General features: G+C 61.7%; 9 protein-coding genes. 3 read left to right on the plus strand and 6 right to left on the minus strand.

Annotated elements, in window-relative coordinates:
• Positions 1–8: 8 nt before the first annotated feature.
• The gene (locus VGD45_RS11560; protein ID WP_331155455.1) at positions 9–3191 is read right to left on the minus strand and encodes an amidohydrolase family protein; all 3183 of its coding nucleotides are present in this window, start codon (positions 3189–3191) and stop codon (positions 9–11) included.
• 128 nt (positions 3192–3319) lie between these two features.
• Here VGD45_RS11560 and VGD45_RS11565 point away from each other — a divergent pair, with 128 nt between their 5' ends.
• Together VGD45_RS11565 and VGD45_RS11570 are read left to right on the plus strand one after the other, a co-directional pair.
• On the plus strand, positions 3320–4603 hold the full coding sequence (locus VGD45_RS11565; protein WP_331155456.1) for an FAD-binding oxidoreductase: 1284 nt from the start codon (positions 3320–3322) through the stop codon (positions 4601–4603).
• A gap of 143 nt (positions 4604–4746) precedes the next feature.
• Positions 4747–6774 carry a response regulator gene (locus VGD45_RS11570; RefSeq protein WP_331155457.1) on the plus strand — a complete coding sequence of 676 codons (2028 nt, stop codon included), beginning with the start codon at positions 4747–4749 and terminating at the stop codon, positions 6772–6774.
• Positions 6775–6895: 121 nt separating this feature from the next.
• Here VGD45_RS11570 and queD read toward each other — a convergent pair whose 3' ends face one another.
• The 5 genes from queD to VGD45_RS11595 all read right to left on the minus strand — a co-directional run bounded on the left by queD (position 6896) and on the right by VGD45_RS11595 (position 11618).
• The gene (queD, locus tag VGD45_RS11575; RefSeq protein WP_331155458.1) at positions 6896–7252 is read right to left on the minus strand and encodes a 6-carboxytetrahydropterin synthase QueD; all 357 of its coding nucleotides are present in this window, start codon (positions 7250–7252) and stop codon (positions 6896–6898) included.
• Between the two features lie 87 nt (positions 7253–7339).
• Positions 7340–7714, minus strand: a complete 375-nt coding sequence (locus tag VGD45_RS11580; protein WP_331155459.1) for a hypothetical protein — start codon at positions 7712–7714, stop codon at positions 7340–7342.
• Between the two features lie 216 nt (positions 7715–7930).
• Complete coding sequence (rlmKL, locus tag VGD45_RS11585) at positions 7931–10153, minus strand: bifunctional 23S rRNA (guanine(2069)-N(7))-methyltransferase RlmK/23S rRNA (guanine(2445)-N(2))-methyltransferase RlmL (RefSeq protein ID WP_331155460.1); 2223 nt, start codon at positions 10151–10153, stop codon at positions 7931–7933.
• Positions 10154–10162: 9 nt separating this feature from the next.
• Positions 10163–11038 (minus strand): N-carbamoylputrescine amidase, encoded by an 876-nt coding sequence (gene aguB / locus VGD45_RS11590; RefSeq protein WP_331155461.1) that lies wholly within the window; start codon positions 11036–11038, stop codon positions 10163–10165.
• 31 nt (positions 11039–11069) lie between these two features.
• A complete protein-coding gene (locus VGD45_RS11595; RefSeq protein WP_349263256.1) occupies positions 11070–11618 on the minus strand; it encodes a cupin domain-containing protein in 549 nt (182 codons plus the stop codon).
• A 156-nt stretch (positions 11619–11774) separates the two neighbouring features.
• Between VGD45_RS11595 and VGD45_RS11600 the strand changes: the two genes are divergently transcribed.
• Complete coding sequence (locus VGD45_RS11600; RefSeq protein WP_331155462.1) at positions 11775–13088, plus strand: aspartate aminotransferase family protein; 1314 nt, start codon at positions 11775–11777, stop codon at positions 13086–13088.
• Positions 13089–13158: the final 70 nt, after the last annotated feature.

A 13158-nucleotide genomic window follows, 5' to 3' on the forward strand; every position in this document is an offset into this window, starting at 1 on the left:
CTTCGGGCTCAATCGTGATATGACGTCGGCGGCGCATCACTCCAGAACCATTGCGCTTCCAAAGGCTTTTGTCGCGGCCACAGTTCGTCGAGGGTGTTCGCGTCGTATAGCCGTCCGTTTTTCATTACGAAGCTCAAAGAGTTCGTGTGGGTGATATTGGCAAGCGGATCGCGGTCAAGGATCAGCAGGTCGGCATATTTGCCCGCTTCGATGCTCCCCAACTCAGCCGCCCGCCCGATGACCTCACTCGAACCAATCGTCGCCGCGCGCAGGACTTCGTGAGGTGTCGCGCCACCGGCGGCATAGGCTTCGAGCTCCCAGTGATAACCGATGCCCTGCATCTCTCCGTGACTGCCCATACCAACCAACCCGCCGGCGCGCTGAATGGCGATTGCATCGGAAGCGAACGACGAATAGGTTTGATCCTGAGGGCGAGACCATTTGACAGTGCGAGTCTTCACATCGAGCACGCCGCCCGGCATGAACCGCTGCACCTTCGCATCTTCCTGCGGCAGGTGACGAATGGTCATGTCATAAAGCGCCGGCTTCCCTCCATACAACACACTGATGGTCGGCGTGTAAGCGATGCGGCTCTTGGCGAACAACTCGACCACATCCTTGCGCAGCGGAGAAACAGGCATCGCATGTTCGTTGCCGGCGAAGCCGTCGAGCGCATGAGTGAGATTCAGGTGCAGATCCGACGCGCCTTCGGTCGTCGGCATCATGCCCAGCGCGCTCGCACCTTGAATCATGAACTGCCGTTCCTTGCGCCCGCCCACCATGTACGACTTGATGTTCCGCGTCCGGTAGTAATCTCGATAGCGAGTGAGCACATTGCGCGCGTCCGCTTCAGAATTGATATCGCTGTTGACGAACACACCCGGCCCGGTGGAATACGCGCGAGGGCCGAGCATCATGCCGGCGTCGATCATGTCCTGATAACCGAAGACGTCGACAGTGAACGGTTGCACATCGAGCCCGGACGTTACGCCGTAGGCAAGGTTCGCCAGGAACGGCCACTGGTTCGGCTCCAATATATCTCGCCGAATCTCCGCCCAATGCGCGTGCGTGTCGACAAACCCGGGCACGATGAACTTGCCAGAAACGTCACGCACGACGGCGCCAGCCGGCGCCTCGACACTGCCTTGCGCCCCCACACCGACGATCTTGTTGTTCACGACCACGACATCGGCGCCCGACAAAACTTCATCGCCACGCATCGTGATCACAGTCGCGCCTCGCAACACGACGGCGCCTTCGGGAACGTCGCGCTTGACCTCAACCGCAGCGTCGAAACGCTCCGCAGACTTTTCAGCATCGGCGACCGTATTCAACGGAATGCGGCGGAACGACGCACCGACGGACCATGTGATGGTCCGCCCACCATCGGCCCAGGCAAAGTAGTCGGCCCCGATGGCGGTAAGTTTCACCACCTTGGTGTTCGGCGCTCTCAGATTCACGACCGGAGGATCGCTGGCAATCGTTGGCGGCACGGCCACGAGATACAACTGCGACGCCAACTTCGCCAACGCCCACCGACCGTCAGGACTCAACCGCACCTCATCCACCGGCCGGGGCGCTTCGACATATTGAGACGCGTGCCGGGATTCGACCACCACGACGCGACGAGGATCCGCCGAGGGCTCGTCGAGCCGAAGCGTCTTGATACCCTCGGGCGAATAGAAACGAATCAGGTTGGGCTCGCTGCCGAAGTCGAGCAACCGTGCACCATGAGCATGCGCAACGAGCTGCGCTTCTCCGCCGCCCGCCGGCAAACGAATAATGTCGGTCGCGCGGCTTGGATCGATCTCCGAACGCGCACGCAACCGATCGTAGTGACTGGCTCGCAGCGCCAACACACTCTTGCCATCGGGTGTGAACAGAGGCTCCGTGTAATACGCCGCCTCCTTCGTCAATTGTTTGGGCGTGCTCCGACCGCGAGCGGCCATGCTCCAGACCTGCCCGCCTTCGCGCGCATTCCAAGTGACGAACGCGATCGTGCGACCATCGGCCGACCACGACGGTTGATAGCCCGCGCCTAGCGCGCGCGGCTTCGCGCCAGGCGCCAGATCGAGCAAGTACAACTGCCCTAATGCCGAGAACACGACGGAGCGTCCATCAGGCGATTGTCTCGGGCGCTGAATCACACGCACACGGACCGGCCCAGTTTCCTCGCGCTGTTCGACCCGAGTTTGCGGCCCGATGTCCAACGCCACTTGCGCCGTGAATGGAATCTGCGTCAGCGAGCGATCCGCCAGCGACAAGCGCTGCAGCTTGCCGCCCGAGCTGAGGATGAGCGCGCGATCGTCCGAGGTGAAGGTGTAACGAGGCAGCAGATTGGCGTAGTACCCACCGTCATGCCCGTCGTGATCGATGGGATACAACAGCCACCGATCGTCGCCCGAATTCAAATCACGGATGCGCAGGCCCGTATCGTTCTTGTACCGGCTTGCATACACGAGCCGCCGCCCATCGTGCGACAACGCCGGCTGCATGGCCTCGCCGAGCGACTCGACGATCTCTTCGTCCTTGCCGTTACGCAGATCGCGGCGGCTGATCGACCACAGCGGCGGCTCCTTGTCCGACCAGGTCGTGCCGATCTTCGACGCGAAATAAAGATAGCGGCCATCGGGCGATACCACGGCGCCGAGCACGTTGCGGCGATTGTCGAAGTCCTCCGAGCCCGACGGCCGCGCCTTGGTGACCTGGGTGGCGCTGCCGCCGTTCTTGTTGAACATGAACACTTCGAACGCCAGCGTCGAGTACACCATGCGCGACGCATAGACATACTCGCCATCCGGCGACCAGCTCGGCGAAGTCCACAGGAGCGCGCCATTGTCCTGCGAGAGCTGGCGCGGATTGCTGCCGTCGACATTTGCGATCCACAGGTTGTTGGCGCCCGAGCGATCGCTGATGAAGGCGAACTGCTTGCCGTCGGGAGAGAACACCGGATTGGCGTCGAACGCCGCGCCCGTCATGAGCGGCCGGGCCCGACCGCCAGCGGCATCCAGCGCATAAATGTCGCCCAGCAGGTCGAACAGGATGGTCTTGCCGTCCGGCGCGATATCCGGAGCCATCCACGTGCCCTCATCGGTCTCGAAGGCGATGTGGCGCGGAGTCGTCAGCGGCAACGTGCTGGCGGACGCCGAGCCCAACGACACCAATGCGGCGATAAGAGCCCTTTTGATCATGCATTCGATCCTTTTTGACAGTCAGGCCGAGTCTGGAACAGGCGGGCCATTGTTAGGAAAGACGCAGAGTTGCGCAAAACCGTAAGCCGTCCTAGCTTCTCGGGTCGAAATTGGCACTGGAGCCTGATTTGACGACGGATCCCAACCAGGCGGTCTCGTATTACGCAGCCTCGGCCAACCCCGCGCCTGAGCATGCACCCTTGCGCGGCGACGAAACTGCCGACGTTTGCGTCATCGGCGGCGGCATCGCCGGCTGCTCGACTGCGTTGGAGCTCGCCGAGCGCGGCTACAAGGTAGTGCTGCTCGAAGGCCAGCGGATCGGCTGGGGCGCCTCTGGGCGCAGCGGGGGCCAGGCGATCACCGGCTTCGCGAGCGGACAGAGCAAGCTCGTGCAACAGGTCGGCGCACAGAACGCCCGGCGCATGTGGGACATCTCGCTGGAAGGCTTGCAGCTGATTCGCGACCGGGTCGCCAAACACAACATCGATTGCGATCTGCACTGGGGCCAGATGCACGTCGCCATCAAACCGCGTCAGCGCGACATGCTGCTCCATGAAAAGCGCGAGGCCGAGGAAACATATGGCTATCGGCATCTCGAATTCATGGAGCGCGAGCAGGTCGAATCGCTACTCGAAACGAAGCGTTATTGCGCCGGCCTCTACGACAGCGGCAGCGGACATCTTCACCCGCTGAACTACACGCTCGGTCTGGCCGCAGCCGCCAGCGCAGCGGGAGTGACGATTCACGAACGATCGCTGGTGACGAACATCAGCTATGACCAACCAGCGGTGGTCACCACGGCAGGCGGCAGAGTGCGCGCGAAGTTCGTCGTGCTGTGTTGTAACGCTTATCTGAATACGCTGGTCCCGTCACTGCGTTCACGCATCATGCCGGTCGGTACATATATCGTCGCCACGGAACCCCTCGGCGAGACACGCATGCATCGCCTCATGCGCAAGAACGTCGCCGTCACCGACACCAATTTCGTACTCGATTACTTCCGGCGTTCGGCGGACCATCGCCTGCTGTTCGGCGGCCGGGTGAGCTATTCCGGCCTGGACCCGTTCAACACCTCCAATGCGACTCGCAAGCGCATGCTGAACGTGTTCCCGCAGTTGTCCGACGTGCGAATCGAGTATGCGTGGGGAGGTTATGTTGACATCACGATGAACCGCGCTCCGGACTTCGGCCGTGTAGCCCCTCATATTTATTATCTGCAGGGGTTCTCCGGGCACGGGATTGCCTTGACGGGCGTCGCCGGCCGACTGGCGGCCGAGGCGATCGCCGGTCAGGCCGAACGTTTCGATCTGTTCACCCGGCTCACCCATAGGAATTTTCCGGGGGGACAGTTACTGAGAACGCCCGCGCTGGTGCTGGCGATGCTCTGGTATCGGGCCAGAGATCTTCTGTAAGTTTTTCCGGCCTGCTGCTGGAACTTCCGCGTTTTACACGCATTCTCGATTAGCGCTCGGCAGGTCTGGCAGGCCGAGACCTTCCTAACGCTCAATAACATTTTGGCGGTCGCAGGCGACCGCCGGTGGGTTCAAGTGCGTCAATGAAACAGGCGACCGACACGCCTTCCGCAGGGACCTCGACGGCCGGCGTCGAGCCTGCTGCGCAGGCCGAACCCGCCAAACCACGAGTCAGTATTCTGCTCGTCGACGACAAACCGGCGCGGTTGCTCACGTACGAAGCGGTTCTCGCCGGCCTGGACGTCGACTGCGTGCGGGCGCTGTCGGGTAGGGACGCGCTCAAGCAATTGCTGGTCAGGGAATTCGCCCTGATCCTGCTCGACGTGAACATGCCCGAGATGGATGGGTTTGAAACGGCGCGCATGATTCGCGAGCACCCGCGCTGGGAGCGGACGCCCATCATTTTCGTGACCGGCGTCAATCTTTCCAACCTCGATCAGCTCAAGGGATACGAGGTCGGCGCCATCGACTACATTTCCGTACCCGTGGTGCCTGAGATCCTGCGCACCAAAGTCACGGTGCTGGTGGAGTTACATCAGCGACGCCGACACCTCGAAGCGCTGAATACATCGCTGACACGAGCCCGCACCGAGCTGGAAACGCGTTACGCGAGCGCGCTTGCCGAACGCGACGAGCAACTGCACGCCATCTTCGAGCATCCCACCGAGCTGTTCACGGTGCTGCAGGCCGTTCGCGATGCGAGCGGCGCCATCACGGACTGGAGCTTCCGCGACGCCAACACGAACACGCTTCAGCTGTTGGGCCGCACTCGTGAGGAATTGCTTGGCCGCTGCGTTTCGCAACTGTTCGACTCGGAAGAAGTCGCGCGCATGAACACCCAGTGCTCACAAGCACTGGAATCGCGAAACCTCGTTCGTTACGAAACGCGCTACGGCGACCAGGACTTCTTTGTCACATTGTTCGCCATGGGCAACGAGTGCGTCGTCAGCTCGGGCAGCAATATCACTGAGCAGCGCAGGGCCGAACGTCTGCTACGGGAAAGCGAGGCGCGCTTCCGCGAAGCCAGCGAGCGCAAGGACGAATTTCTTGCCATGTTGAGTCACGAACTGCGCAATCCCGCCGCGGCGATTGGCAACGCCGCCCAGGCTTTGTCGCGCCTAGTGCGTCAGGACAAAGAGCAGGCGTTGGTCGGCATCGTGGATCGGCAGATTCGCCACCTCGGCCATTTGCTGGACGATCTGCTGGACGTCTCCCGCATCACGCGCGGCCGCATCGAAATCAATCGTGAGCGGCTGACGCTGCAATCGTGCATCGATCTGGCGCTCGAAACGACGCAGCCGCTCATTCAAGAGAAACAACATCGGCTCGCGCTCGATCTATTGCCCGAGCCGCTCTGGGTGGACGCGGACAAGGTGCGGCTCGCCCAATGTATCGCCAACTTGCTGACCAACGCGGCTAAATATACCGAGCCCGGCGGCGAGATCCGCCTGCGCGCGTTCGCTGAAGCCGGCGCGGCTGTGGTTGAGATCATCGACACGGGCATCGGCATGCCGGAGGAACTCATCCCACGCGTCTTCGAGCTTTTCGTGCAAGGGGAACGTTCGCTGGATCGCTCGCTCGGCGGCTTGGGCATCGGCCTGGCCGTCTGCCGCATGCTCATCGAGATGCAGGGCGGTAGCGTGAATGGCAGCAGCCCCGGCGTGGGGCGAGGCTCGACGTTTGCAATCCGCATTCCGTTGGCCGTGGCCACGGCCGACGCCACGCCGCCCGTTTCGAATGACAACGGAAATGCCGCGCGTGTGATGATCGTGGATGACAACCGCGACGCGGCCGACTCGCTCGCCCTGTTGTTACAGCTCGAGGAGCACGCGACGCTCACCGCCTATTCCAGTGCCGATGCGCTGAGGCAGGCCGGGACGTTCGATCCGCATTTCGTTCTGCTGGATATCGGCCTGCCCGAGATGGACGGCTATGAAGTGGCGCGCCGACTGAAAACCATCATCCCGCGCGCCCGCCTGATCGCCATCACCGGCTACGGATTGGCCAACGACAAACAACGATCGGCGAGCTCAGGCTTCGAAGCCCACCTGGTCAAGCCGGTCAGTCTGACCGACATTCAAACGACGTTTGCGTCACTAATTCAGCACTGAATGTTCCGGCGCTGCTGAAGCAAGCCCCATTCTTGTTCCGGAAAAAAATAGAATTTTAAAGATACAAGTTCCCCCTCCCGTGCACGGGAGGGGGTCAGGGGGTGGGTCTTCCGGTGGGAAATCACTCGCCCCGATACTCGCACCCACTGGTGCAAGTCTCGTGAATCACGACCTTATCGAGCAACGGCAGCACCGCCTTGGCCTGCTGCCACACCCAGCGCGCCAGGTTTTCGCTGGTCGGATTCTCCAGCCCCGGAATCTCGTTCAAGTAATGATGATCGAGCCGATCGTAGATGGGTTGGAACGCGACCTTCACGTCGGCGAAGTCCATCACCCAGCCCGTGGTCGCATCCACGTCGCCGCGCAGATGCAGCTCGATGCGAAACGAATGGCCATGCAGACGCGCGCACTTGTGGCCCGGCGGAACGTTGGGCAGGCGGTGTGCAGCCTCGATGGTGAAGACGCGGAAAATGTTCATATGTGAAAAAGGCGCCGTGAGCGGCGCCTTTTATAACTGATTGTCCGATCAGCCGCGAAGACGCAGCTAGTACGAGGCTGTCTGTAGTCAGGCGGCCTTGCGACGACGCGAGCTGGAAACGCAGCTGCAGGTGCCACAGGTGCAACGGATGCCGCTGCAATCGCTGCACACGCCGAAATCCACCGAGCCGAAGTGACGACGGCACTGTTCGCAGTACGGCTTGCGGCGGCCGGTGCGCGCGGCACGATAGGTGTCGACAGCGCCAGAGCTCTCGCTGGCTGCGTCACCGGTGCAAGCGCTCAGGTCCTTGCTGACGATGCCGCGCATGAAGGTGCTGGAAGTCATCGAGCCGACCTTGAACAGGCGCATCTGCTCGCGAGCCAAACCCATCTGCGCGACGGGGTCGTAGATCACCACGCCCAGCTTGGGATGAAAATGAACCTGGAACGGATCGCCGCTCATAACAATCACTTCAGAATCGACGGATTTTTGGGGGAGGCGCGCCTGTAACGCGGGCGCAATTGTGCTGCAACGGCCCCGTCATAGCAATGCGCTGGCACCCCTATTTCACGGTTTTTTGCGCGGAAAAACACATACTTCACCGTTTTGGAGCAGCATTTGACCTCAACCGACACGCACCGGTGGATGAATGGCCCACCGGAAGTGAGCGTCTTTCGTTCAGCGCAGTTGCACTGGACCAGCAGAATTTTCAGTAACTCCTGCAATCGCGTCGGCGGAGGCTCGCGGCCTCAAGACATAACAAGCATGGATGCGCGGATTGCGCTCGAAGTCTCGTGGCAGCGTGCGTCGCCCGATGTCCTCGACATCGAATGCTGCAAGTCCGTCCCGATCGAGCCGAAAACGCGTGTAATTGTTTGAGAACACAATGGCGCCGCCGGGCGCCAGCAGTTGCGCAGCAAGCGTCAGCAACTGCACGTGATCCCGCTGCACGTCGAAATCCTGCTCCATGCGCTTGGAGCGCGAATGCGTCGGCGGATCGATGAACATCAGATCCCACCGGCGCGACTTGTCACGCTGCTCTTTCAACCACGCCAGACAGTCAGACTGCACGAAGCCGTGCTCCGGCCCCGCGAGGTTGTTCAAGGCCAGGTTGCGCTTGGCCCAATCCAGATAGGTCCGCGACATATCGACGGTGGTCGACGAGCTCGCGCCGCCGCCGGCTGCGTATACCGTCGCAGTCCCTGTATAAGCAAACAGATTCAGGAACCGTTTGCCCTTCGCCATTTCGCCAACCAGCCTTCGCGTCAGGCGATGGTCGAGAAACAAGCCCGTGTCCAGATAGTCGGTGAAATTCACCGCGAACCGATAAGGATTCTCCCGAACGACCTGATACTCGCGCTCGTTATCCAGCTTCTCGTACTGCGTCCCTTCTTTCTGCTGGCGACGCTCACGAATGAACAAGCGATCCGGCTCGATCGCCAGCTCGTGCGGAATCACCGCCAGCGCTTCGTTGCGTCGTTGACGCGCAGCCTTCGGTTCGATGGTCTTGGGCGCCGCATATTCCTGCACCACCACCCAGCGCTCGCCCTCGCCATTGCCGTACTGATCGATGGCGAACGCATACTCCGGCATGTCCGCGTCGTAGATACGAAAACAATCGACGTTCTCGCGGCGCGCCCAGTCCTGCATCGACTTGATATTTTTGCGCAACCGATTAGCGAACATCTGCGCGCCAGGCCGCTCGCGCAGCTCGGCCGCATCCGGCGGCGGCTTGCGCTCGCCGATGTAGTCGCCCGGCGTCACATCGAAGCGCAGCAGCCGACATTCGATACGACCGTTGAACAGCGTGTGCGTTCGACGTGCATTGATGCCGACGGCTTTGGCTAACGGCGGATTACCGGTGAGCACGGCGGCCTTCCAGCCTTCGAACTGCTCTCGCAGCTTCGCACCCAATGTTTGATACAAAGCCTGCAATCGTTCCTGCTCGCCGATCCGCTCTCCGTACGGCGGATTGGTAACGACCAATCCCGTCGGCGCATCGCTCTGGCGCGTGAGCTGTTCCAGATCGCGCCGTTCGATGTGAACGACGCCGCGCAGCTTTGCCCGCTCGACATTTTCAATCGCGGCACGAACGGCAAGTGCATCAGTATCGTAGCCACGCAACGTAACTCGCTTGGACGCGGCTGCTTCGCGACGAGCGCGAGCCTCCTCGATCAAACGGCCCCACAACGCGCGATCATGACCGCGCCAGCCGACGAATCCGAAGTAGCTCCGGAGCAATCCGGGCGCGACATCGAGCGCCATCAATGCCGCTTCGATGGGCAACGTGCCCGAGCCGCACATGGGATCGACGAGATCGCCACCCTCTTCTGCAATCGCAGGCCAGCCACAGCGCAGCAGCACCGTGGCCGCGAGATTCTCTTTCAATGGCGCAGCGACGCCGCGCGCGCGGTATGCGCGTCGATGCAAGCTGTCACCCGAGAAATCGAGACTGACCGTAGCGCGATCACGGTCGAGCCGCACATCGATGCGAACGTCCGGCTGCTCCAACTGCACCGAGGGCCGCTCACCCGTGCGCTCGCGAAACTGATCGACGATGGCGTCCTTGGTTTTGAGCGCACCGAAATGCGTGTGCGTGATGCCACTGGACGAGCCGCCGAAGTCGATCGCGATCGTGCCTTTCGGATTGACGTGCTGCTGCCAGTCGATGCTCGCAACGCCTTCGTACAACTGATCCTGTGTCGCCGCCGGAAATGTGCCCAGCGGCAACAGCACGCGACTCGCCGTACGCGACCACAGGCAGGCGCGATACGCGACTTCCAGCGAGCCTTCGGCCTGCACGCCAAGCTTGAACTCGCGCGTCTGGGTCGCGCCGCAATTGCGCAGCTCCGCAGCCGTCAGATCCGCAACGCCTGGCGGACACGAAACGAAAATTTGCATGAAATAGCTCTATCGCGCGCGCTGCTGCCCGTCGAGCGTCAGGATGGGCCCGTACAGCTCCGGCCGACGGTCGCGGAACACGCCCCAAGCATTGCGATAGTTGCGGATCCAATCCAGGTCGAACGTCGCGGTGAGAATTGCTTCACCTTCACGCGGCGCTTGCTTGACGAGCGCGCCGGTATGGTCGGCGATGAACGACGAACCGTAATAAGTCACTTTCCAGTGCTCACCCTGCTCGGTGCCGACGCGATTGGAAGCCACCAGCGGCATGATGTTGGAGGCGGCGTGGCCTTGCATCGCGCGTTGCCAGTGATCGCGCGAATCGATACTCAGATCCTGCGGCTCCGAACCGATGGCCGTCGGATAAAACAGAATCTCCGCGCCCTGAACTGCCATGGCGCGCGCGGACTCGGGGAACCACTGATCCCAGCAGATCGCGACGCCGATCGTGCCAAAGCGCGTCGGCCACACCTTGAAGCCGGTGTCGCCCGGCGAAAAATAAAACTTCTCGTGGTAGCCCGGGCTTTCGGGAATATGCGCCTTGCGATACGTGCCGAGCAGCGAGCCATCGGCATCGATGATCGCGACGCTGTTATAGAACGCGTTGCCGGCGCGCTCGTACACGCTGCACGGAAGGACGACGTTCAACTCGCGAGCGAGATCCTGGAAACGACGGACGGCCGGGTTCTCCGCGATGGGCATTGCCACGGCGAAGCACTTCGGGTTGTGCTCCTTGCAGAAGTACGGCGTCTCGAACAGCTCCTGGATCAGGATGATGTTTGCGCCCTGCTTCGCGGACTCGCGCACCAACCGCTCGGCGGTGGCGAGATTGGCGACGCGGTCGGGCGTGCTGGCGAATTGAGTGGCGGCAACAGTGGTCTTCATGACGTCTTACAAAGGCGCTCGCAAATAAGGATCAGAAGGTCGGCGGCGTGCTGGCGCTGACGATTTCGCAGGGCTCGTCGCCGACGTTGCGGAACCGGTGCGGGACCGCGCTGGCGAAATAGTACGCGTCTCCGGGCCCGAGCACTCTGCTTTGACCACCTACGGTCAATTCCATATGGCCCGCCAGGACGATGCCGCCCTCCTCGCCCTTGTGGCTCAGCATGTCCGAACCGGTGTCGGCCTTCGGCCGATAGCGTTCGTACATGATGGTCATGGCGCGGTTCGGGCGCTTCGCCGCCACCAGCCGCAGCGACACGTCGCGATCGCCGATGTCGGTGAGCTCGTCGCGGGCGTAGAACACTTGGGGAGTTTCCTGTAAATCCAAGGTGAAAAAGTCCGCCAGCGACATGGGCACGCCATCCAGTACTTTTTTCAGCGAGCTCACCGACGGGCTGACCCGGTTCTGCTCGATCAGCGAAATGGTGCCGTTGGTCACACCGGCGCGCTTGGCCAGCTCGCGCTGGGATAGGCCGTACATCATGCGGACCGCTTTCAAATGTCCGCCCACGTCGATACTCATGCGAATGCCCCACCCCGAGAACCTGTTTAGAATAATAGACAGGCGTCCCAGGCATCCAGCCTTTTTTCGCTTCTTGTCGCGGGCACGTTTGTGGCCTGTGTTGATTTTTCTTATCATCCGGTCGCTCCCATTCCACCAGCGACTCAGGCGGCGTCCATGACTCTCACGCGCGATGCTCTCGAAGCTTTCTGGATGCCCTTCACCGCCAACCGGCAATTCAAGGACCAGCCGCGCCTGCTGGCTCGCGCCGAGGGCATGCACTACTGGACGCCCGACGGACGCAAAGTACTGGATGGCTGCGCCGGCCTGTGGTGCGTAAATGCGGGCCATGGTCGTAAAGAGATCGTCGCGGCCGTCGCCGAACAAATGGCGACCCTGGACTATGCGCCTACGTTCCAGATGGGCCATCCGATGGGCTTCGAGCTCGCCAACCGACTGGTGCAGCTGACGCCGGGCGATCTGGATCACGTGTTCTTCACCAACTCCGGCTCGGAGTCCGTGGACACCGCGTTGAAGATCGCGATTGCCTATCACCGCGTGAAAGGCGAAGGGGCCCGGCAGCGACTGATCGGCCGCGAGAAGGGTTATCACGGCGTCGGCTTCGGCGGCATTTCGGTCGGCGGCCTGTCGAACAATCGCAAGTACTTCGGCTCGATGCTCCCCGGCGTCGATCACCTGCGTCACACGCTGGACCTCGAACACAATGCGTTCACTCGTGGCGTGCCCGAGTGGGGCGCGCACCTGGCCGATGATCTGGACCGACTGGTTGGCTTGCATGATGGATCGACCGTCGCCGCGGTGATCGTCGAGCCCATGGCCGGCTCGGCCGGCGTCATCCTGCCGCCCAAGGGCTATTTACAGAGGCTGCGCGAGATCTGCGACAAGCACGGCATTCTGTTGATCTTCGACGAGGTGATCACCGGCTTCGGCCGACTGGGCACTCCCTTCGGCGCGCAATACTTCGACGTGATGCCCGACATCGTCACGACCGCCAAAGGGCTCACCAACGGCGCGATTCCGATGGGCGCGGTATTCGTACGCAAGCACATTTACGATGCGTTCATGAAAGGGCCGGACGGCATCGAGTTCTTCCACGGCTATACCTACTCCGCCCATCCAGCCGCATGCGCCGCCGGTCTCGCGACTCAGGAAATCTATGAACGCGAAGGCCTGCTGACGCGCGGCGCCGAGCTCGCCAAGACATGGGAGGACGCGGTTCACTCGCTGCGTTCAGTCCCCAACGTGATCGATATTCGCAATCTCGGCCTCGTTGCCGGCATCGAGTTGCAGCCTCGCGCAGGCGCGCCCGGCGCGAGGGCCTATGAAGCGCTGGTGAAGTGCTTCGAAAAAGGCGTGTTGATTCGCATCACGGGCGACACCATCGCACTGTCGCCGCCGCTGATCATTTCGCCGGCGCAGATCGATGAGTTGGTGACGCGCACAGGGGAAGTGCTCAAGACCATAGCTTAGGTCGCAACCTACGCTCGCGCTCAGGGATGGGATGCATCCCCTCAAATTGGAACATGCCTCATAGACCATT

Source organism: Steroidobacter sp., from assembly GCF_036402275.1.
GTDB lineage: Bacteria > Pseudomonadota > Gammaproteobacteria > Steroidobacterales > Steroidobacteraceae > Steroidobacter.

Excerpts from the sequence above, each read along its gene's own strand:
- VGD45_RS11560 (WP_331155455.1), bottom strand. The coding sequence starts at position 3,191 with ATGATCAAAAGGGCTCTTATCGCCGCATTGGTGTCGTTGGGCTCGGCG.
- VGD45_RS11570 (WP_331155457.1), top strand. The coding sequence starts at position 4,747 with ATGAAACAGGCGACCGACACGCCTTCCGCAGGGACCTCGACGGCCGGC.
- queD (WP_331155458.1), bottom strand. The coding sequence starts at position 7,252 with ATGAACATTTTCCGCGTCTTCACCATCGAGGCTGCACACCGCCTGCCC.
- VGD45_RS11580 (WP_331155459.1), bottom strand. The coding sequence starts at position 7,714 with ATGAGCGGCGATCCGTTCCAGGTTCATTTTCATCCCAAGCTGGGCGTG.
- rlmKL (WP_331155460.1), bottom strand. The coding sequence starts at position 10,153 with ATGCAAATTTTCGTTTCGTGTCCGCCAGGCGTTGCGGATCTGACGGCT.
- aguB (WP_331155461.1), bottom strand. The coding sequence starts at position 11,038 with ATGAAGACCACTGTTGCCGCCACTCAATTCGCCAGCACGCCCGACCGC.
- VGD45_RS11595 (WP_349263256.1), bottom strand. The coding sequence starts at position 11,618 with ATGAGTATCGACGTGGGCGGACATTTGAAAGCGGTCCGCATGATGTAC.
- VGD45_RS11600 (WP_331155462.1), top strand. The coding sequence starts at position 11,775 with ATGACTCTCACGCGCGATGCTCTCGAAGCTTTCTGGATGCCCTTCACC.